Below are 18,917 nucleotides of genomic sequence, written 5' to 3'. Positions count from 1 at the left end.
CCCGATAGCGCCGATGGTACTGCGTAGAAGTGGGAGAGTAGGTCGCCGCCTTTTTTTAGAGAAATCCGATATTCATTTGAGTATCGGATTTTTTGTGTTTAATACCTACCTTTATCATCCAAATTGATTACGCTATGAAATTCCTGATTTTATTCTTCCTCTTTACAGCAACAACTTTATGTGCACAAACAGATACCACGCTCACATTGGTATTTATGGGAGATGTGATGGGACACGATTCACAAATAAACAGTGCACGAATTGGAGATTCGGATGAGTTTGACTACAACAGTTGTTTCAAGTATTTAAGGGACGATATTCAATCGGCTGATATTGCTATTGCCAATTTGGAAGTAACTTTAGCCGGCAAACCTTACAAAGGATATCCAAGCTTTTCATCACCCGATACACTCGTAGATGCTTTGCAAGGTGCAGGTATTGATGCTGTAGTAATGGCCAATAATCATTGTGTTGACAGAAGAAAATCTGGCTTGAATAGGACATGTGATATTCTTGATCAAAAAAGAATGCCGCGTACAGGAGCTTTTAAAGATTCACTGGATAGGATTAAAAATAATCCAATGATAATTGAAGCGAAAGGATTCAAGGTAGCTGTCTTAAATTACACCTATGGAACCAATGGTATTCGTGTTCAACAACCGAATATTGTAAATGCGATTGATACTGCTGTTATTTCAAAAGATATTGAATTAGCAGGAAGTTTGAACGTGGACGAGATTGTTTTGAGTATGCATTGGGGATGGGAATATCAAACCTTACCAAACCCTGAGCAAAAGAGATTAACAAGCTGGTTATATTCTAAAGGGATTAGGATAGTCATAGGTTCGCATCCGCATGTTCTGCAGCCAATGAAAAAGATTAAGGTCGATGGAGAACACAAACTGGTGGCATATAGTATGGGCAACTTCATTTCAAACCAACGAACAGCACCGCGCGATGGAGCTGCCATTCTTTTTGTTGAAATAAAAAAGGAAAACGGCCAAACTAAAGTGGTTAATGCGGAATATCAATTAACCTGGGTTTATACACCTGTAAAGGCTGGTAAAAAGCATTTCTATGTTTTGCCGGCACAACGCTATAAAAACAACAGTTGGATTGAAGAATCGGCGCGAAAACGCATGAAAGAATTCATTGCCGAAGCACAAGGCATATTAAAATATAACATTTGTGTAAATGAAAGGGTGTTTAATAGTGCGCTTGTCAGATTAAAAGGGCGGCAATTAAATATTACTGAAGTGACTGCTCCAGCTTGTATTAGCAACTAATTTATCTCTAAAACTAAGCTTAGAGGTAGAACCTTGCGGCATTATTTCTAAATTTGCAGCCTCAAACGTAAAACGATGCAGAATAAAAAAGCAATTATTGCCATTGATGGTCATTCATCGTGCGGAAAAAGTACGGTGGCAAAAGATTTAGCAAAAGAATTGGGTTATGTGTATATCGACACAGGTGCAATGTACAGGACTGTGACTCTTTTTGCCATGCGTCAACAGCTGATTAAAGATGGTAAAATTGATGAAGCAGCGTTAGAGAATAATTTGACTGAAATACACATTTCGTTTAAATACCAGCCTGAAGAAAAGAAGAATGAGACCTTCCTAAATGGGGAAAGTGTTGAAGAGGAAATACGTGGTCTGGAAGTGAGTAACAATGTAAGTGCCATTAGTGCAATTGGATTTGTGCGCCGCCGATTGGTTGAGCTTCAGCAGGAAATGGGGCATGAAGGAGGTATTGTGATGGATGGGCGCGATATTGGCACGGTTGTTTTTCCTGATGCTGATTTAAAACTGTTTATGACGGCATCGGCGGAGATTAGAGCACAGCGTCGCTATGATGAGTTGACAGCCAAGGGTGAACAGGTTGATTTTGACGCCATTCTTGAAAATGTAAAGCAGCGCGATCATCTTGATAGTACACGTGATGAAAGTCCGCTTAAACAAGCCGATGATGCTGTTGTTTTAGATAACAGCCACCTGAATAAGGAGCAACAGCTCGAATGGATTATAGACGTGTTAAAAGAGCGGAATTTAGCATAGCATACAATGGTAGTTGAGATTGATAAGCATTCTGGTTTTTGTTTTGGTGTAAAAAAGGCGATCGAATCGGCTTCACAAATGTTGGAGTTAGGCGAGGAAGTGTTTTGTGTGGGCGATATTGTGCATAACGAAGAAGAAGCCAAACGTCTTAACCAATTGGGAATGTCAATCATCAAGCTCGACGATGTTAAAGACATTAAAAGTGGTACTGTCTTATTCAGGGCGCACGGCGAAGCACCAACCTCTTATAAAATTATTGAAAAAGCCGGTTTACCTTTAAAAGATGCCACTTGTCCGGTTGTATTAAAATTGCATCAGCGCATTCGGAAAGCCTATGACGAGCAGAACCAACAAAACGGACAAATCGTCATTTACGGGAAAAGAGGCCATGCCGAGGTGATAGGGCTGGCCGGACAAACCCAAAACGAGGCCATTGTTATAGAGGATGAATCCGAAATTGATTTGATTGATTTTGGCAAGCCAATTGAAATATTCGCACAAACAACCAAAAGTCCCCGGAAATTTCAACAGATTGTTGAGCAGATTCAAAAGAAAAGCCATACCGAGGTAAAGTGGCATAACACTACCTGCAAACAAGTAACAGGTCGGGTACCTCGTATCCAGGAATTTGCCAAAGCTTATCCGCTTATTGTGTTTGTGGGAGGTAAAAAAAGTAGCAATGCCAAGGTATTATTTAGAGCCTGCAAAGAAGTTAATCCCAAAAGTCATTTCGTTTCATCGATTGAAGATGTTGAAAAAGAATGGTTTAATGAAGGGATTGATAAGGTGGGCATTTGTGGAGCGACATCTACACCACAATGGCTAATGGAGAAAATGGCAGATTTCATCAGGACTTTTTAAACATTTGCTCTAAAATTGCGTATAGTCATATTTTAATTTCAGAGGTATTGTGTTTTAACACTAAAATTATTTTAGTGTGGATTAATTTATAAAAGGTACAAATTACTCTTTTTGTAATATAACATCGTAATTTGAACGCTTTTATACCCTTCTAAATAAAATGCATCTATTATTTTTGTCTGAATCTGATTAAAAGGGAACATAATAAGTATCGAATTTATGGTGAGTTTACAAATTACACAACGTAGTGTTAATTTTGCTTTTGGTTTTTTCCTAACTGCGCTGTTATCGTGTCAAAGTAATTCGGGAACGGGAACATATGAAACATATGTTGTTGATAAAGGCAACATAGAAACATGGGAAACAACAGAAGGACGTGTTGAGCCAGCTAATGAAGTGTTACTGCTTAGTCCAACTTCCAGTATTATTACTGAAATAAGGAAGGAGCCCGGGCAAAAAGTAAAAGAAGGCGAGGTGTTGGTTGTTTTAAATACCAAAGAGGTGGAAGATAAGATTGAAAACTTAAATGACCAGCTGGCGGTAAAGCAGAATAACCTTGAAAAAACCCGCTTAAACGCCCGCAGTGCCAAAGCAGACTTATCGCATAACATAGAAACCAAGAAACTAAAAATATCATCCATCAAATCGGTCTTGGCCGATCAGGAACAACTGTTGGAAGTAGGAGGTATTTCGCAGGCAAAATTTGATAAAACTAAGCAGGAATTAGTCTTAGCTGAAAAAGAGCTTCAGCTGGTTCAGCAAAAAAATGCGATTAAACTGGAGCAACTGGCGGCTGATGAAAAAGGCTTGTTATTACAAATCGAAATTCAGGAAAAAGAATTAGCTCATCAGCAAGAGTTGTTAGGTCGGATGGAGGTGAAAGCACCTTCTGAAGGTATTGTTTTGGGTATTCATGCCAAGCAGGGTGAAAAAATACAGGGTGATAAGCTTTTGGTCACATTATCTGATTTAACTTGTTTCAAAATAAGAGCTACCATTAGTACCAAGCAAAAGGATATTGTCAAAACAGGCCGAAGAGCCTATGTAATGGTTGATAACACTCGATTAGAAGGGAGAATAGGAACGGTTAAGCCTAAAGTTGAAGATGGTAATTTATCCTTTTCGGTACATTTAACAGACAGTAACCATCCGAAATTAATTCCTAATCAGCGTGTGGATTTGCAGGTTGTTAAGCGGGCGCGATACAATGTTTTGCGCCTTAAGAAAGGTGCTATTATCAGTGATAAAAAAGTGCAGAACGTTTATAAGGTCAATGGCGATAGCGCCGAGCAGAAAGAACTTAAGCTCGGCCTTATCACGGACGAATACATAGAGATAAAAGATGGTTTGCAAGAGGGCGATGAAGTGGTTATTTCCACTGTTTCCAATTTCAAGGATGCCAATTCTATAAGTGTCGATAAATTTAAAAAGTAGCGTTGTGAGATTGTTAGGATATGTATTGTTGGCATTTGTGTTGTTGGTAAATGCAAAAGGACAAACGCCTGAGCCAGGTAAATTAAATTTAACTTTACACAATGTCATTGATTTGGCTGTTAGTCAGTCATCGTCTGTTAAATATGCACAAAACCGCTACGAAAACTATTTCTGGCGTTATAAGAATTTTCAGGCCCAATTTAGGCCTCAGTTGGTCGTATCAGGTAATTTGCCCAACTACTACGAAGGAACCGAACCTGTAAAGCAAGGAGATGGTAGTATTGAGTTTAGGGAAGTAGGTCGTTTTAACAACAATGTGGCACTGTCGGTTAATCAATCTATTCCACAAACCGGCACACGCATTTACGCCAGCAGTTCTGTTATTCGAAACCAGGATTTGCTTAAGGATGAAATCAGCTTTTCAGGCGATCCTTACAAAATAGGTTTTACGCAGCCCGTTTTTGCTTATAACTGGATGAAATGGTCGAAAAAAACAGAACCATTGGTGTACGACGAAGCACAAAAAGAGTTTGTTGAAACGATTGAGGAAATTTCGCGAAACGCAACGGGGCGTTTTTTTAAGTACCTTAAGGTACAAACCAATTTTAAACTGGCCGAAAATAACCTATCTAACAGTCAGGACAACCTAAGAATTGCTGAAACCAAGCGTAAGTTGGGCACGATTTCTGAGAACGATTATTCCCGCATTCGTCTTTCTGTGTTAACAGCACAAAAGTCATTAACGCAAGCTAGCATGGATTTAAAAAATGCTGACTTCGAACTGAAATCATACATTGGATTAGAGCAAGACACGCAAATTGATTTGGTAATGCCACTCAACATGTCCTTGTTTAAGGTTGATCCTGAATTGGCATTAAGTGAGGCTCTCGAAAATCGGAAAGAAACCTCACAATATGAGCGCCGCTTGATTGAAGCCGATCGCGAATTGACTAAAGCCAAACGAGGAAATGGTTTGTCAGCCACATTACATGGAAGCTATGGTACATCCAATATTGCCTACGACTTGCCTGGCGTATATGATGAGCCTGCCAATCAAAAATTTTTAAAATTATCGTTTTCTATTCCTATTCTCGATTGGGGTAAATCATCATCGAATGTAAAACTGGCGGAAAGTAAACGCGATTTAGTGGTGTTTGATGTAGAACAGGACAGGCAAAATTTTGAACGGACGGTGATAGTTAAAGTTGAGCAGTTCTCGCTTTTAAAGGCACAATTAGAGATTGCCGAGGAAGCTGATTTGGTGGCTAACAATGGCTATCAAATTGCCCTTAAGAAATTCCAGAATGGCGAAATAAGCATTACCGATTTAAACATATCATTATCGGAGCGAGAGAAGGCCAAACGTGATTATATTCAATCCTTAGAAACTTACTGGATTGCCTATTATCGACTTCGGGAGCTCACTTTATACGACTTTGAAAAGAGACAAAAAATAGTGTATGACAACCCTTTATTGAAGAATGTTATAAAGGTAAAATCAACCAATGAAGCCTGATTCAAGTATGGACGGACGACAGCGTAAAAATATTCAGCCCGGCATTGAAGTGGCCATAGTACTAAAGCAACACCAGCGAAGTGGAGAGTTGACGTATGGAGTAGTCAAAGATATTTTAACCAATAGTCAATATCATCCGCATGGTATCAAAGTACGATTGGAGGATGGTAGTGTGGGAAGAGTAAAAGAGTGTCTATAATCTACCTAAGCCTTTATCTCTATTTTATTGATAACCTCCTGAATGATGCGTTTATCGGCGCCGGCCCAGTTAAGTGCGGGCAATTCTTCAGGCGAAAACCAACTAACCTTTTCGTGCTCAACAGCACAAACAGTACCTTTGCTAATGGTGCAGATAAACGGAATTAATTCAATGGTTTTTTCGGGATAGACGTGAATGATAGAGGCCAGTCGTTCAGTAATAACTATACTGACAGCCAACTCTTCATTAATTTCTCGCTTGATACAATCTTCGGCCGATTCGCCCGCATCAATTTTACCTCCCGGAAACTCCCATTTCCAGCTTTCACTCATTTGACGATTGCGTAAAGCGGCCAGTATCTTCCCCTTTTCAATAATAATGGCGCATGTAACCTGCGTTACTTCGTTGCTTGTAGAACTCATTTTCATTCAGACTTATACTAAGTCTCCAATAATGGCGATTTAGTGTGATTTTGGTTTAGATGGGCATAAAAATAATAAAAGCGTTTAATTTGACAAGTTAATCAGGAAGTTGCTATACTTAAATCGGCAAATTAGAATTTTGCAGCTAACAGTACCGTAATAATAGAAAATAGAATACTTTTGAAGTAAGACACTTAAGGTCAATACCAAAAAATAATACCATGGGATTACTGCTATTTTATCTGTTTCTCGCATTATTCGTTTCATTTTTGTGTTCCATCATGGAGGCGGTTTTGTTATCCACAAAGCAATCGTTTTTGATGGTGAAAATGAGCGAGGGAAAAACCTGGGCCAAGCGCTTTATTAAGCTTAAAATAAATGTGGATCAACCTCTGTCGGCTATCTTGTCGCTAAATACGGTGGCGCACACCATTGGTGCTGCCGGAGTTGGGGCACAAGCCATTAAAGTTTTTGGCGAAGCATCGTTTGGCATTGTTTCAGCCGTGCTTACTATACTGATATTAGTGATTACCGAAATTATACCTAAAACCATTGGGGCTAAATACTGGCGCCATCTGGCTCATTTTTCCGCTATGACCATAAAAGGAATGGTGTTTATCACTTATCCGTTGGTTATAATGTCTTCTTTTATCACGCGGGCTATTTCAAGTAAAAAAGCCATGCAAACAACGAGTCGCGAAGAGATAGCAGCTTTAACTAATATTGGTGCCGATGAAGGTGTTTTTTCAAATAGCGAACACCGTATAATTCAAAATATGCTGAAGTTAAAACGAGTGACGGCTAAGCATATTATGACGCCCCGTGTGGTTGTAGCTGTGGCCGACGAGAATTTATTGCTTAATGAGTTTTTAAAAAATAAGGATTATTTGCGTTTTTCTCGTATTCCGGTTTATTCAGGCAACGACGAAAACATCACGGGCTATGTGTTGCGGCAAACGGTATTTGAAAAACTGGCTGAAGATCAACATCAGCTGAAGCTAAAAGATATTAAACGTCAGATTACTATTGTGCCGTTTACCATTGTGTTGTTTGAACTGTGGGAGAAACTGCTCGAAAAGAAAGAACACATCGCCCTGGTGGTGGACGAATATGGTGGAATGGATGGTATTGTGACCATGGAAGACATTATCGAAACACTGTTGGGCATGGAAATAGTGGACGAAACCGATGAAATTACCGATATGCAGGAGTATGCTCGTCAGCGCTGGAAAATGCGCCAGGAAAAATATAAGCAGTTGGGAAACATTGATAAAAAGGAGGAATAGAATTAAAGATACCATAAGAAACTAACCATGAAAAAGCTTCTTTTGCTAATTCCTGTTGTCTTGTTGCTTGGCTATTGGTCGTATTTGAGTCGCGACAAAGGGCAGCCTGTGGAGAACTTCGAAGTCTTTTTTAAGGCCTTTAGAGAGCATTACGCCTTGTTTGAAGTTAAGCAAATCGATTGGGATAAAGAATATGCCAGGTACGTATCTCAGATTAGTGAGCAAACAACGGATGATGAGCTTTACCAGATTTTTACCGAACTATTGTCAAAACTCAATGATAAACACTGTTATATCTACCGCTTTAACGAGATTTACTTTTCAGGATTTGGCTTACCATCATTAAACTATCTCGATTTGTTGGCTTTTGACTTTCGATTGCCTACCAACGATTTCTCCTTAAAACTGATTGAGAAGAAGTATTTAAAGAACTCTGAAAAAACGCTGCAGGTATATTCTACGCTTCCACCAATAGGCATCAGGCATATATTCACAACCGGCTGGTTGGCCGATTCCATTGCCTATATCCACATGACTGAAATGAGCCATCAAGCCGATAAAGTACAGCTTGCTATCCGTTCATTTATAGAAAACTACCAGGATGCCAGGGGCTATGTTATTGATATTCGAGACAATATTGGTGGTTATTCGATGCCCGTTAAAGAGCTGGCCGAGTATTTTACCAACGATACAAATACCTATGCCATTTCACGATTGAGGAGCCTTGATGATAGCACTGTTTATCAGGAGCCAGATTACTGGCAATTGATTCCCACAGCCAACAGCACCTATCAGCAACAGCCCATTGCTTTGCTAACGAATCAGAATACCCAAAGTGCAGCTGAATTATTTACCTTGATGATGAAGACCATTCCTTCAGTGACAATTATAGGTGATACTACATCGGGAATCTTTGCCGATACAATGGTTGGCCGGTTGCCCAATGGCTGGGAATACCGCTTGTCGGCTCGCCTCACCAACGATTGGAACGATATGGTGCTGGAAGATACGGGTATAGTGCCCGACACCATCATTATCAATACCGAGCAGGATTTGAACCAGGAGACAGATAGGGTTTTGGAGCAGGCAATGGCTTCTTTTTACAAAATACATCTCCATGCAAAGGCACAGAAATGAAGAGAGTTATGCCGTTTACTAATCAATACAATTAGCAAAATGATTAAGGTTCATTTGGTATTATAAACGATTTTTATCCATGGCTTTATACATTTTTGTGTCTCTGTGTTCGAAATGACGAAACAATTAAAAGTGAAACTTTTACATAACCATATTCTATGCAAGCACCACAACTGATAAGCAAGCGTTTATTGCTAAGAGCGATACAACCAGACGATAATAAAGCTATTTTGGCCTATCGCTCTGATGCTGAAACCAATCAATACCAGGGCTGGATTCCTAAAACACTATCCGATGTAGACGCTTTTATTGAAAAAATACCAACTGTATTTAACCAGGCTGATACTTGGTTTCAGTTGGTGATTGTTGAAAAAGATAGCCAGCAACTAATTGGTGATATGGGCATTCATTTTATCGACGAAGACCAGGTTGAACTAGGCTGTACTTTAATCAAAACCGTTCACAATAAAGGCTATGCAAGTGAAGCAATGCGTGAAGTCATCAACCATATGTTTTCTCAACTAAATAAACACCGCATAATTGCTTCCATCGATCCAGCTAATACAGCCTCTATTAAATTGGTGGAGCGACTGGGCTTTAGAAAAGAAGCCCATTTTGTTGAAAGTATCTGCAGCAATGGCCAGTGGGTTGATGATGTGGTGTATGCCGTGTTAAAAAGAGAATGGAAGTGATTGGGCGCCTATTCAGGTTTTCTACTCGCTTGCTCGACGTAATTTGTAATTACGTCGAAGTTAAAATGTAGTTTTAAACTAAAGATATAAGTCAATTAAAGTCGCAGACTTTGCTTCAAGCGGAAAAGAGGGAGCATTAAATATCAAACATCTTATTATATTTAGCAAAAACCTGCTTTATCAGCGGAAAGTAAATTGCGATAACATCAAAAACAAAATCATACAATGAATCCAAAACAACTTGTTCGCCTCAGTAATATTATTGGTACTATTTCTATTATCCTACTTATATACTGGGTCTTTGCCTTTATCACCATTGAGGTATTTGGCCTAAAAGTGTTTCGCGAGAATTTAACAGAAAGTTTCTACATGAGTATACTGGGCATACTTGCTTTGATGTCGGGTGCCTTAATAATCAACATCATGTTTAACCTGACGCGCATTGCTCAAAAGCACAATCAAGATAATGAGCTTAGCGGGAAGCATAAAAAACTTGTCTGGATGCTGCTGGCCAGCTTCCCCTTGTTGCTGCTCGTACTTTTTGGTGGCGACTATCTGACATCGCGTCAAAAGGAGCAGTTACTGGTGCAATCTGCTCAATCCATTGTTGAAACCAATAGCAAAAAGAGTCAACACCTGCTTAACTATTCGTTTGACAAGCAATGGATACACGAAACAGAAGAAATACTGGATATTCTTTCCAAAACAGATGATAACTTTCCACATGTATCCATATTAGTGAAGGATACCTTGTACAATGAGGCGGTATTCCTGGGGTTTACCAATGAGCGGTATTATCGCAATGACACTATTACGCCTGTTAAACGCGACTATATCAGGAAAACCACCCAGCCCGAACGTGACTATTTGAACAGTGTTTTTGAAGAAGGCAATAACGCTTACCGCTATAGTTCTCATGATGGCCGATACGAGTTGTTTTATCCGGTTTATAGTGGTGAACAGCGAATGGTCATTTATTTCTCGGAATACCAGCGGTACGGTAAAATAGGAAGTTGATAGGGCTGCTATAGAGGCATGCGACCGTATAATGTCATTCAATCCATCCCTATGAAACCCACACTAATACTCCTTATCCTGTTAACCACCCTGGCTTGCAGACAGAATACGAACCAGCAGCAGTTTAGCCAATTCATTAATGGTTATTATAACGAGGGCTTTGAAAGCTTTTCAAACTTATTGGCCGATTCGATAACGATTAAGGATGGTGATTATATGATGACCTATTCAAAGCAGGCGTTTAAGATATTCTTTCAATGGGATTCAGCCTTTAATATGAAGCATGAGTTGTTGGATTTTACAGTTGGCCAGTCATCGGTTGATTATACCGAATCGTTGGCATCGGTTCGTTTTCAGTTTTTGCAGGATACGGCATTGGTCACTAAAAAACGAGTGCATTTTAAAGATCAGAAAATTACCATGCTTGAGGTGGTGAAAAATCTGAATGCCGATTGGAAGAAGTGGATAGCCAGGCGCTATTCACTGGTGAACTGGGTCAATGTGCACCACCCTGAGCTAAACGGCTTTATTTACGATATGACGCCTCAAGGAGCTGAGCAATATAAAAAAGCCATTGCACTCATAGAAAAAGAATACAAGTAAGTGAAAGAGTATAATTTACAGGGTTTCAATACAAACCAGCATCGCATTTTTGAAAGTAGATATACTTTAAACGAAAAATGGATAAATTACGAGCTATAAAAATCGATAACACGTTTTTACCGGATTATTACAATTGACCGTACTTTTCGTATGTAAGCAATAGCCAGGTGCGCATACGTATTGGTGAAGCCAACAATGCAGTAGCCATCTCCAATGTTGATTTGTATAAATCATCACATAAAGAAGCCTTGTAGCCATCATTTTATAATTTTGTGCAAAACAACTCATTAAATTCGAAGAGATTTTCACTCGACAATAAACAACAATAGTAATGAAGAACTACTTTTTAATTTACCTACTCGTCATCTTTCACCTTACGGTGCATGCACAGGAAAGCAATTATGCCACAAAAGTGGATATACCCTACTACAATGCCGCCACGCATGAGCTGGATGCCTACATGAAAGAGCGATGTGTCCTCGATGTTTATTATCCAACTGATAAAAAAGATTTTGCCACCATCGTATGGTTTCATGGAGGAGGAATTCAAGCTGGTCAAAAAGAAATACCAGAAGCCTTAAAGAATAAAGGTGTAGCTGTCGTTGGTGTTAATTATCGATTGCACCCGAAAGTTAATGCGCCTGCTTATATTGAAGATGCCGCAGCAGCTGTGGCCTGGGTGTTTAATCATATTGCTGAATTTGGAGGCGATACCTCGCATATTTTTCTGTCGGGCCATTCGGCAGGTGGCTATTTAGCCAGCATGGTGGGAATGGATAAGCGCTGGTTGGCTGTTCACAGCATTGATGCCAACAACATTGCCGGCTTAATACCTTTTAGCGGGCATACCATCACGCATTTCACAGTGCGCAAGGAGAGGGGTATTGAAGGGACACAGCCCATTATCGATGATTTGGCACCGCTTTATCATGTAAGAGCCGATGCACCGCCTTTGTTGCTAATAACAGGCGACAGAGAGTTGGAAATGCTGGGGCGATACGAGGAAAATGCCTATATGATGCGAATGATGAAAGTGGTTGGTCACCCAGATACGCGTTTGTTAGAGTTGGATGGTTACGACCATGGCATGACAGAGCCGGCATTTCCATTGTTGCTAAAAGAAGTAGAGCGTTTGATGAAAAAATAGCCTTCGTTTCTGCATGAGGAATATTCAATCCGTGTTTATGGTTTATTGATATGATTATTAGTAAATTGACAATTCATTAATGTGTATAGTATGAAATCAGGATTGTTTATAATAATAAGTTGGCTGTTGGTAATATCGCCACTTTTAGCGCAAAATAAAGTAGTGGGCTATATCCCTCAAAGAAGTGTTAAGTCAATGACTAGCGAAACACTTAGCTGCATTACTCAAGCTATTTATTTTGGATTAGATGTCAGCCAGCAAGGTGAGCTTTTAATTGAACAGTCAAAAGATGATTTGGATGACTTGGATTCATTGCGACAGATTCAACCGGTTGAGCTAAGTGTTTGTTTTGGTGGTTGGGGGCGCTCCGATTTTTTTGCATCAGTTACTTCGTCCGAAGCATTGAGAGAAAAATTCTGCCAACAGGTATTCGACTTATGCCAGAGCTACCAACTAAAAAGTGTGGATCTCGATTGGGAGTATCCTGATACTGAGCAGCAAGTGGATGATTACATACGCATGGTCAAAGACTTACATCGTTTATTAAATCCGCAAGGGATTGGAATAACAATAGCGGTTGGTCATTGGGAAAAGCAAGCGAAACTGGTGGCTCAAATGGAGCCCTACCTGGCGGGCGTCAACCTGATGACATACGACAATGTGAGCCCATCGAAAGGACATGCTTCATATGATTTGGTGAAGCGCTCTGTCAAACGTTTTATCAAACATGGTATTCCACCTGAAAAAATACTGGTAGGTGTTCCTTTTTATGGTCGTCATCGTATTCATCGACAGAAAACAATGGCTTATCGCGAAGTACCCGGGCTTTGGGACTCCATAAGCGATAAAGGCGAATACGAAGGGTATTATTTTTCATCACCGCCAAACCTTAAACGCAAGCTGGATTTAATTCATAAAAAGGGATTAGCCGGTATCATGATTTGGGAGTTAGGCCACGATGTTGAAAGTACCAATCCTCAATCCCTACTGAATTACATTTCCACTTACAAACCATGAGCGATGTTGATTTTATATTACGGCTTCTGTGCTCCCTCGTGGCCGGATTGCTCATTGGCTTTGAGCGTGGCTGGCATCATAAAGCAGCAGGCTTACGCACCATTACCCTGGTAACGGTTGGGTCTGCTTTGTATGTGATGTTGTCGATTAAAATGACATTGCTCGAGGGTGATGTCACTCGGATAATTGCGCAGGTGGTAACCGGCATTGGTTTTTTAGGGGCAGGCATCATTTTTAAAGAAGGAAATATAGCTAGGGGATTAACAACTGCTGCAACCGTTTGGTGTAGTTCGGCCATTGGATGTATGGCGGCTGCGGGTTTTTATACTGAAACACTACTGGTTGCGTTGGCAGTGTTATTGGTTAATTCGGTTTTAATTATCGTAGATAAACATTTAGAAAAGCGAGATGCTGATAAAGAAGATAGCTGTGACTGATAGCAAGCCTTTAAAAAAACACAAAGACACCAAGGTCACATATAATAACTTGGTGTCTTTGTGGTATGTTTTGCCTGACTTTTAAAGCTTATTGTAAGTCAGTAATGTTATACTATCCAGATAATTGTAGAAATCGGCTATTTGCTTTTCATTGGGCGAAGACTCAAGTAATTCCTTAGTTTTTAAAAAGATATCCTCTTCAACTTTCTCTAACTCCTGAATAATTCCAGTACCTTCGCTATTTATCAGCTCCGACACGTTTAAATATTTATACCCGGCCGATCGTTTAATAGGGTAGCAGCGATCTTTTAGTGTTAATGCCATTGTATTCAATGGGCAGTTGTTATCATCATCGGCCACTAAAACAGCTGGTAGTTTATTGCCACCTTTCATCCAGACAGGTAAGGCAATGCAGGTATTCGGAAAGCCAATCATGGTCCAGATAGTTGATAGCTCAGGTGATTCGCCCTTTGCTACGCCTTCGATTAATAGGGTTGATGAGGAGCCATGACGCGTAATCATATCACCCGAGTTTATAAAGTGAGGTCCTTTGGGCACTGTGCTGTATTCTTCACGGAAATCTTTATCTAAAACCGAATGCTTGAGGCAGCGTGAAAAATCCTGTATAATGGTTCGGCTGTTAAGTTGTCCCATGGCATCGGCCTGGTAAAAAATATCCTGAGCAATCTGGTAACGAATAAAACCATAGCCAACATCTTTCTTTCCGGTAAACGAATAGTTGGTACGAATAATATAGCCATTGGGTGCCTGAGCCGGATCGTTGGCATCGAACTTCGTAAAGGTACGATTATTCACTTCGTAAAAGGCCACACCTCCTTGTGCATCCAATACACCAAAATGAGCGGCTAACCCTTTAGGCACCGGGCGTTCTTCAATCAGTTTTTCAAAATCGGCCAGGGTGGCACATGTCATTAAGACTTCCTTCATAAAATAACCTTCCTGGTCTTTGAACGATGTGGTGTCGTCCATATTGACATTGAAAGAGGCGCTGTTCATAATGGCAAAACCTGCAGCGTTGGAGCCGCCCCAGACTTGCTCTCCTTGGGCATCGTTTGAGTTTATCATGCCAATGTAATCGTATTTGCCATCGCTGAAATAGCGCATTTTATTTTCGAAAGTCTCGGTGTCGCGCAGTTTCCAGATGATAGGACGACCATTAGCAGTGTATTTGCCGGAGATAACAGCTGTGGTGCAGGCATAACCAGATTGGTTGCTAATTAGCATAGCCAGCAGGGCTAACAATAGATGCTTCATAGGAATGTTGTTGGATTGAGGATACAAGAAAGCCCTTTGTTTAGAGAAAAACAAAGAGCTTTGTCAGGAATTATATCATATTATCCATCTTAGAAATCAGGATTCATACAGGTAACGCAACTTATTGACTCAAGATTGTTGACAAAGTATGTTGCTGACCAGGCTGAATCGTAATTGTATCATTTAAGCTATTAGCCGCTTCCACACAAAGCATATGTTTATAGCCATCGAGTAAATCGGGCATTTGCATCGCCAACTCTTCCCCGGGGTTCCAAACAACCGTTATTTGACTTCCGGTTTTATCCACAATAATGTTGCGTTGGGCATCCCGAATAATGGCTTTTGAAGTGGATTGATAACGGCGGTCGGTACGTTGTCCAAAGCTTAATAGCTGGTCTTTCTGAATATTTTCAACATTTTCAACATCATCTTTATACGATGTGTTCTCCAGCCCTTCAAGTGTAACCGTATGAATGTCTGAAATATTAAAATAGCTGTGAAGAGCGGCACTGACATCAAAGGGTTGTTCGCCTTTGTTGATGGTGGTTAATGCCACGCTTAACTGGTCGGTTAAGGTTACCATTAACCTGACTTCGAATTGGTAAGGCCACAATTTTAAGGTGTCTGGGTTGGACGACAGCACTAACTCTAATTGAATTTTCTCTTCATCCGCTGAAGTGGAATTAACAGACCATTTAGAAATGCGGGCAAAACCGTGAGATGGTAAAGACTTATCAACCGGATGAGCATTAAACCAGGGCCAGCATATTGGGATTCCACCGCGAATGGCTTTCCCTTCTTGATAAACCGCATGAGGACTTACGAATAGGATATCATCCTGCTTATTGGGTATAAAGCTAAGCACATGAGCACCATATAACGAAATTTTTGCGCTTGCATGTTTGTTCGTAAGATGGGCAACTATGGTGTGTTCATAGGGCTGAAAAGAGATGCTGTTTTCGATTCCCCATTGTGCGTTTACTACTTCTGCATTCATAGTTTGTGTTTTGATGTAGTGCAAAAGTATTGAATAAGGAGGGATTACAAAAGGAATAGTTTTGAAACAACAACGGCACGAAGTTCACTAAGAAAAATTCTTTGTGGTCTTCGTGCCTTTTATGGTCAATCATTAGGCTATATAAAGGAATCTTTAGTTCTGCACTAACTTCCCTTTAATGCTATCTTCAAAAGCGGATAGTGCTGCTTTGGAGCCTTCACCCATGGCAATAACAATTTGCTTGTAAGGTACTACTGATACATCACCTGCGGCATAAACACCTGGTATTTTGGTTCGACAATGTGCATCTATTTCAATCTCGCCCATTCGGTTGGTTTCCACCACATCAGCAAACACTTTACTGTTGGCTTGTAAACCGATTTGTACAAATATACCATCGGTGTTAATCGTTTCTACTTCTTCTGTTTCCCGGTGTTTATATTGAAGCGCATTGACTTTGCTACCATCGCCATCCACACTTAAGGTTTGTGCATTCGTAATGATATTTACATTCGGTAATTGTGCTAATTTATCCTGAAGAACCTGGTCGCCTTTGAGCGTATCAAGGAATTCCAGAACGGTTACTTCTGAGGCAATGGCCGATAAATCAATGGCTGCTTCTAATCCGGAGTTACCACCTCCCACAACAACCACTTTTTTGTCTTTATAGAAAGGGCCGTCGCAGTGCGTGCAAAACGCCACCCCAGAACCAATATAATCCGTTTCGCCGGGCACACCCAGCTTACGCCAGCTGGCACCGGTTGCGATAATCAACGCCGGGGTGATTAATGTTTCGCCCAATGAAGTGGTCAAATGCTTTTTACCATCTATTAATTTCGTTTTTTCCACCAAACGGTTTTCTAATATATCGATAGGGTAGTCGTTCAGGTGTTTCGCCAGGTTGCCCGATAATTCGGCGCCAGTTGTTTTGGGCACTGAAATCATGTTTTCAATCGAAACCGTTTCGGTTACCTGACCACCAATTTTTTCAGCAACAATCGCCGTTGAAAAACCTTTGCGGGCTGAGTAAACGGCAGCTGAAACACCAGCCGGGCCACCACCTACCACAACGACATCGTATTCTTTCTGAACAGATTCTGTAGGCTTAAATTCAGCACCAACTTGTTCCTCAATTTTACCAAGTAACTCGCCCAGTGATGAACGCCCAATATGCAATGAATCTCCATTAGCATACACCGATGGTACTGCTTGAATCTCCAAAGCTTCCACTTCGGCTTTATTAATACCACCATCAATTATTTCGTGCGAAATATTCGGATTGAGAAATGCCATGATATTTAAAGCTTGAACCACAGCGGGACAGTTAGTGCAGGTTAATGAAATGTAGCTCTTTAACTCAACTCTGTTGTTGATATTTTGTATGCGTTGGGTCAACATCTCATCCGGCAGGTTTTTACCAATGCCATCCAGGTTAAGAACAGCTAAAAGCAATGTAGTAAATTCATGCCCCGTTGGCACGGCACGAAAGGTCACACGGCTGTCTTCGCCATCTTTTAAAATAGTAAATGATAAGGCATCACCATTGGCGACCTGTGTATTGATATTATCAGAACAAGCGGCCACTTCTTCAAGCAAGCCTGTTAATTCTTTTTTGTTAGGGTGGTTATCAGCAACAGAAATTTGAAAGGTGTAATTGCTTTTTAGTGATGAGAATACGTTTGTTACTTGGTCTTTTATAGCTTGTTCTAACATAGTTGTCTGTTTAAAGTTGTCTGTTTATTGGGAGTGTGAAAAAAAGGTGAGAGGAGAGAAGAAAGCGGTGAGAGTTAAGATGTAAAAACAATCTCATTTCTCACCGCTCCAGTCTCATCTCTTATTAAATCACGCCTACTAAATCAATGCTTGGCTGTAAGGTTTCTTTGCCTTCTTCCCATTTAGCCGGACAAACCTCTGATGGATTCTTAGCAACAAATTGTAAAGCTTTTAATTTACGTAATAATTCATCAGCGTTACGACCTACATTACCGGCAACTACTTCGTATGAAACGATTTCGCCTTCAGGATTTACAATGAAAGTACCGCGCTCTGCTAAACCTACTTCTTCAATCATCACTTCAAATCCGCGTGAAAGAACACCTGTTGGGTCGGCTAACATTGGGTACTGAATTTTTTTAATGGTATCTGATGTGTCGTGCCATGCTTTGTGCACAAAGTGTGTATCTGTAGAAACAGAGTAGATTTCAGCACCTGTTGCTTTAAACTCATCGTATGAATTGGCCAAATCTTCCAATTCGGTTGGACAAACGAATGTAAAGTCGGCAGGGTAGAAGAAGAATACTGACCATTTGCCTAATACATCTTCTTTTTTTACCGTTTTGAAATCATCGTTTACGTATGCTTGTACTTCAAAATCTACTACTTGTTTTCCAATTTGTGACATAGTTATAATTTTTAATTGTTTATAATTTTCGTTGTTTGATTTTTACAGGAGCAAAACTATATCCCTCAATCATATCAACCAAATAGATAGTAATTATGCAATAGATAGATGGTATTTATAACAGTTGAATAGCTGTTATATACAAGGTTGAATCTGTCGTTTTTAATGATGAAAAAAAGTTGTATTCGATTAGAGCGTACTTTTTGACTTAAGAAAGTTAGCGGTATAAATTATAATATTAACCTGAGTTCGATTTAAATTCCAGAATTCAGATTGTCATAAAGAATTGATATACAAGGCAAATTTTGCAGGGCTAGCGAGCTTGCTCGAAAAATTTAACGCAGAAGATTAGTTTTTTATGACAAAGCATTGATGTTTCACTTGTAAACAGCGATTTTCTTCCCGAAATTTATTCAAAA

General features: G+C 40.1%; 19 protein-coding genes. 14 read left to right on the top strand and 5 right to left on the bottom strand.

Going from position 1 to position 18,917, the window contains the following annotated elements:
- Positions 1 to 134 precede the first annotated feature (134 nt).
- The 6 genes from J1N10_RS19475 (at position 135) to J1N10_RS19450 (ending at position 6,067) form a co-directional block, all read left to right on the top strand.
- A complete protein-coding gene (locus J1N10_RS19475) occupies positions 135 to 1,286 on the top strand; it encodes a CapA family protein (protein ID WP_262328414.1) in 1,152 nt (383 codons plus the stop codon).
- A 75-nt stretch (positions 1,287 to 1,361) separates the two neighbouring features.
- Positions 1,362 to 2,057 (top strand): (d)CMP kinase, encoded by a 696-nt coding sequence (gene cmk, locus J1N10_RS19470; protein WP_262328413.1) that lies wholly within the window; start codon positions 1,362 to 1,364, stop codon positions 2,055 to 2,057.
- 6 nt (positions 2,058 to 2,063) lie between these two features.
- Positions 2,064 to 2,918 (top strand): 4-hydroxy-3-methylbut-2-enyl diphosphate reductase, encoded by an 855-nt coding sequence (locus tag J1N10_RS19465; RefSeq protein WP_262328412.1) that lies wholly within the window; start codon positions 2,064 to 2,066, stop codon positions 2,916 to 2,918.
- Positions 2,919 to 3,137: 219 nt separating this feature from the next.
- A complete protein-coding gene (locus tag J1N10_RS19460; RefSeq protein WP_262328411.1) occupies positions 3,138 to 4,352 on the top strand; it encodes an efflux RND transporter periplasmic adaptor subunit in 1,215 nt (404 codons plus the stop codon).
- 4 nt (positions 4,353 to 4,356) lie between these two features.
- Positions 4,357 to 5,868 carry a TolC family protein gene (locus tag J1N10_RS19455; RefSeq protein ID WP_262328410.1) on the top strand — a complete coding sequence of 504 codons (1,512 nt, stop codon included), beginning with the start codon at positions 4,357 to 4,359 and terminating at the stop codon, positions 5,866 to 5,868.
- Positions 5,858 to 6,067, top strand: coding sequence for a YwbE family protein (locus J1N10_RS19450; RefSeq protein ID WP_316044947.1), 210 nt, complete (start codon positions 5,858 to 5,860; stop codon positions 6,065 to 6,067). Before J1N10_RS19455 ends, J1N10_RS19450 begins: the two co-directional genes overlap by 11 nt.
- A 5-nt stretch (positions 6,068 to 6,072) precedes the next feature.
- On the opposite strand, the gene J1N10_RS19445 is transcribed toward J1N10_RS19450, so the two are convergent.
- Positions 6,073 to 6,489 (bottom strand): (deoxy)nucleoside triphosphate pyrophosphohydrolase, encoded by a 417-nt coding sequence (locus J1N10_RS19445; RefSeq protein ID WP_262328409.1) that lies wholly within the window; start codon positions 6,487 to 6,489, stop codon positions 6,073 to 6,075.
- A gap of 221 nt (positions 6,490 to 6,710) precedes the next feature.
- Here J1N10_RS19445 and J1N10_RS19440 point away from each other — a divergent pair, with 221 nt between their 5' ends.
- From J1N10_RS19440 to J1N10_RS19405, 8 genes are all read left to right on the top strand, one after another.
- Positions 6,711 to 7,775, top strand: coding sequence for a CNNM domain-containing protein (locus J1N10_RS19440; RefSeq protein WP_262328408.1), 1,065 nt, complete (start codon positions 6,711 to 6,713; stop codon positions 7,773 to 7,775).
- A 27-nt stretch (positions 7,776 to 7,802) separates the two neighbouring features.
- Complete coding sequence (locus J1N10_RS19435; protein ID WP_262328407.1) at positions 7,803 to 8,912, top strand: S41 family peptidase; 1,110 nt, start codon at positions 7,803 to 7,805, stop codon at positions 8,910 to 8,912.
- A 158-nt stretch (positions 8,913 to 9,070) separates the two neighbouring features.
- A complete protein-coding gene (locus tag J1N10_RS19430; protein ID WP_262328406.1) occupies positions 9,071 to 9,604 on the top strand; it encodes a GNAT family N-acetyltransferase in 534 nt (177 codons plus the stop codon).
- 225 nt (positions 9,605 to 9,829) lie between these two features.
- Entirely contained in the window at positions 9,830 to 10,621 is a 792-nt protein-coding gene (locus J1N10_RS19425) for a hypothetical protein (RefSeq protein ID WP_262328405.1), read from the top strand.
- A gap of 51 nt (positions 10,622 to 10,672) precedes the next feature.
- The gene (locus J1N10_RS19420; RefSeq protein WP_262328404.1) at positions 10,673 to 11,224 is read left to right on the top strand and encodes a hypothetical protein; all 552 of its coding nucleotides are present in this window, start codon (positions 10,673 to 10,675) and stop codon (positions 11,222 to 11,224) included.
- Between the two features lie 331 nt (positions 11,225 to 11,555).
- Positions 11,556 to 12,371: an alpha/beta hydrolase gene (locus J1N10_RS19415; RefSeq protein ID WP_262328403.1), complete on the top strand. Its 816-nt coding sequence runs from the start codon at positions 11,556 to 11,558 to the stop codon at positions 12,369 to 12,371.
- A 90-nt stretch (positions 12,372 to 12,461) separates the two neighbouring features.
- A complete protein-coding gene (locus J1N10_RS19410; protein WP_262328402.1) occupies positions 12,462 to 13,388 on the top strand; it encodes a glycosyl hydrolase family 18 protein in 927 nt (308 codons plus the stop codon).
- Positions 13,385 to 13,825 carry an MgtC/SapB family protein gene (locus J1N10_RS19405; protein WP_262328401.1) on the top strand — a complete coding sequence of 147 codons (441 nt, stop codon included), beginning with the start codon at positions 13,385 to 13,387 and terminating at the stop codon, positions 13,823 to 13,825. The genes J1N10_RS19410 and J1N10_RS19405 overlap by 4 nt, the downstream gene beginning before the upstream one ends.
- Positions 13,826 to 13,906: 81 nt before the next feature.
- Here J1N10_RS19405 and J1N10_RS19400 read toward each other — a convergent pair whose 3' ends face one another.
- The 4 genes from J1N10_RS19400 to ahpC all read right to left on the bottom strand — a co-directional run bounded on the left by J1N10_RS19400 (position 13,907) and on the right by ahpC (position 18,498).
- Positions 13,907 to 15,100 carry a C45 family peptidase gene (locus tag J1N10_RS19400; RefSeq protein ID WP_262328400.1) on the bottom strand — a complete coding sequence of 398 codons (1,194 nt, stop codon included), beginning with the start codon at positions 15,098 to 15,100 and terminating at the stop codon, positions 13,907 to 13,909.
- 121 nt (positions 15,101 to 15,221) lie between these two features.
- On the bottom strand, positions 15,222 to 16,097 hold the full coding sequence (locus tag J1N10_RS19395; RefSeq protein WP_262328399.1) for a D-hexose-6-phosphate mutarotase: 876 nt from the start codon (positions 16,095 to 16,097) through the stop codon (positions 15,222 to 15,224).
- 153 nt (positions 16,098 to 16,250) lie between these two features.
- Entirely contained in the window at positions 16,251 to 17,810 is a 1,560-nt protein-coding gene (gene ahpF / locus J1N10_RS19390) for an alkyl hydroperoxide reductase subunit F (protein ID WP_262328398.1), read from the bottom strand.
- A 124-nt stretch (positions 17,811 to 17,934) separates the two neighbouring features.
- A complete protein-coding gene (gene ahpC, locus J1N10_RS19385) occupies positions 17,935 to 18,498 on the bottom strand; it encodes an alkyl hydroperoxide reductase subunit C (protein ID WP_262328397.1) in 564 nt (187 codons plus the stop codon).
- Between the last annotated feature and the right edge of the window lie 419 nt (positions 18,499 to 18,917).

This window comes from Carboxylicivirga litoralis (assembly GCF_025499605.1).
GTDB classification, from domain to species: Bacteria; Bacteroidota; Bacteroidia; order Bacteroidales; family Marinilabiliaceae; genus Carboxylicivirga; species Carboxylicivirga litoralis.
Note: the sequence above shows the minus strand (reverse complement) of the source record. Positions and strands in the feature narration are given on the sequence as shown.

Bases quoted from the DNA above. Each gene is read 5' to 3' on its own strand.
- J1N10_RS19475 (WP_262328414.1), top strand. From the start codon at position 135: ATGAAATTCCTGATTTTATTCTTCCTCTTTACAGCAACAACTTTATGT.
- cmk (WP_262328413.1), top strand. From the start codon at position 1,362: ATGCAGAATAAAAAAGCAATTATTGCCATTGATGGTCATTCATCGTGC.
- J1N10_RS19465 (WP_262328412.1), top strand. From the start codon at position 2,064: ATGGTAGTTGAGATTGATAAGCATTCTGGTTTTTGTTTTGGTGTAAAA.
- J1N10_RS19460 (WP_262328411.1), top strand. From the start codon at position 3,138: ATGGTGAGTTTACAAATTACACAACGTAGTGTTAATTTTGCTTTTGGT.
- J1N10_RS19450 (WP_316044947.1), top strand. From the start codon at position 5,858: ATGAAGCCTGATTCAAGTATGGACGGACGACAGCGTAAAAATATTCAG.
- J1N10_RS19445 (WP_262328409.1), bottom strand. From the start codon at position 6,489: ATGAGTTCTACAAGCAACGAAGTAACGCAGGTTACATGCGCCATTATT.
- J1N10_RS19440 (WP_262328408.1), top strand. From the start codon at position 6,711: ATGGGATTACTGCTATTTTATCTGTTTCTCGCATTATTCGTTTCATTT.
- J1N10_RS19435 (WP_262328407.1), top strand. From the start codon at position 7,803: ATGAAAAAGCTTCTTTTGCTAATTCCTGTTGTCTTGTTGCTTGGCTAT.
- J1N10_RS19430 (WP_262328406.1), top strand. From the start codon at position 9,071: ATGCAAGCACCACAACTGATAAGCAAGCGTTTATTGCTAAGAGCGATA.
- J1N10_RS19425 (WP_262328405.1), top strand. From the start codon at position 9,830: ATGAATCCAAAACAACTTGTTCGCCTCAGTAATATTATTGGTACTATT.
- J1N10_RS19420 (WP_262328404.1), top strand. From the start codon at position 10,673: ATGAAACCCACACTAATACTCCTTATCCTGTTAACCACCCTGGCTTGC.
- J1N10_RS19415 (WP_262328403.1), top strand. From the start codon at position 11,556: ATGAAGAACTACTTTTTAATTTACCTACTCGTCATCTTTCACCTTACG.
- J1N10_RS19410 (WP_262328402.1), top strand. From the start codon at position 12,462: ATGAAATCAGGATTGTTTATAATAATAAGTTGGCTGTTGGTAATATCG.
- J1N10_RS19405 (WP_262328401.1), top strand. From the start codon at position 13,385: ATGAGCGATGTTGATTTTATATTACGGCTTCTGTGCTCCCTCGTGGCC.
- J1N10_RS19400 (WP_262328400.1), bottom strand. From the start codon at position 15,100: ATGAAGCATCTATTGTTAGCCCTGCTGGCTATGCTAATTAGCAACCAA.
- J1N10_RS19395 (WP_262328399.1), bottom strand. From the start codon at position 16,097: ATGAATGCAGAAGTAGTAAACGCACAATGGGGAATCGAAAACAGCATC.
- ahpF (WP_262328398.1), bottom strand. From the start codon at position 17,810: ATGTTAGAACAAGCTATAAAAGACCAAGTAACAAACGTATTCTCATCA.
- ahpC (WP_262328397.1), bottom strand. From the start codon at position 18,498: ATGTCACAAATTGGAAAACAAGTAGTAGATTTTGAAGTACAAGCATAC.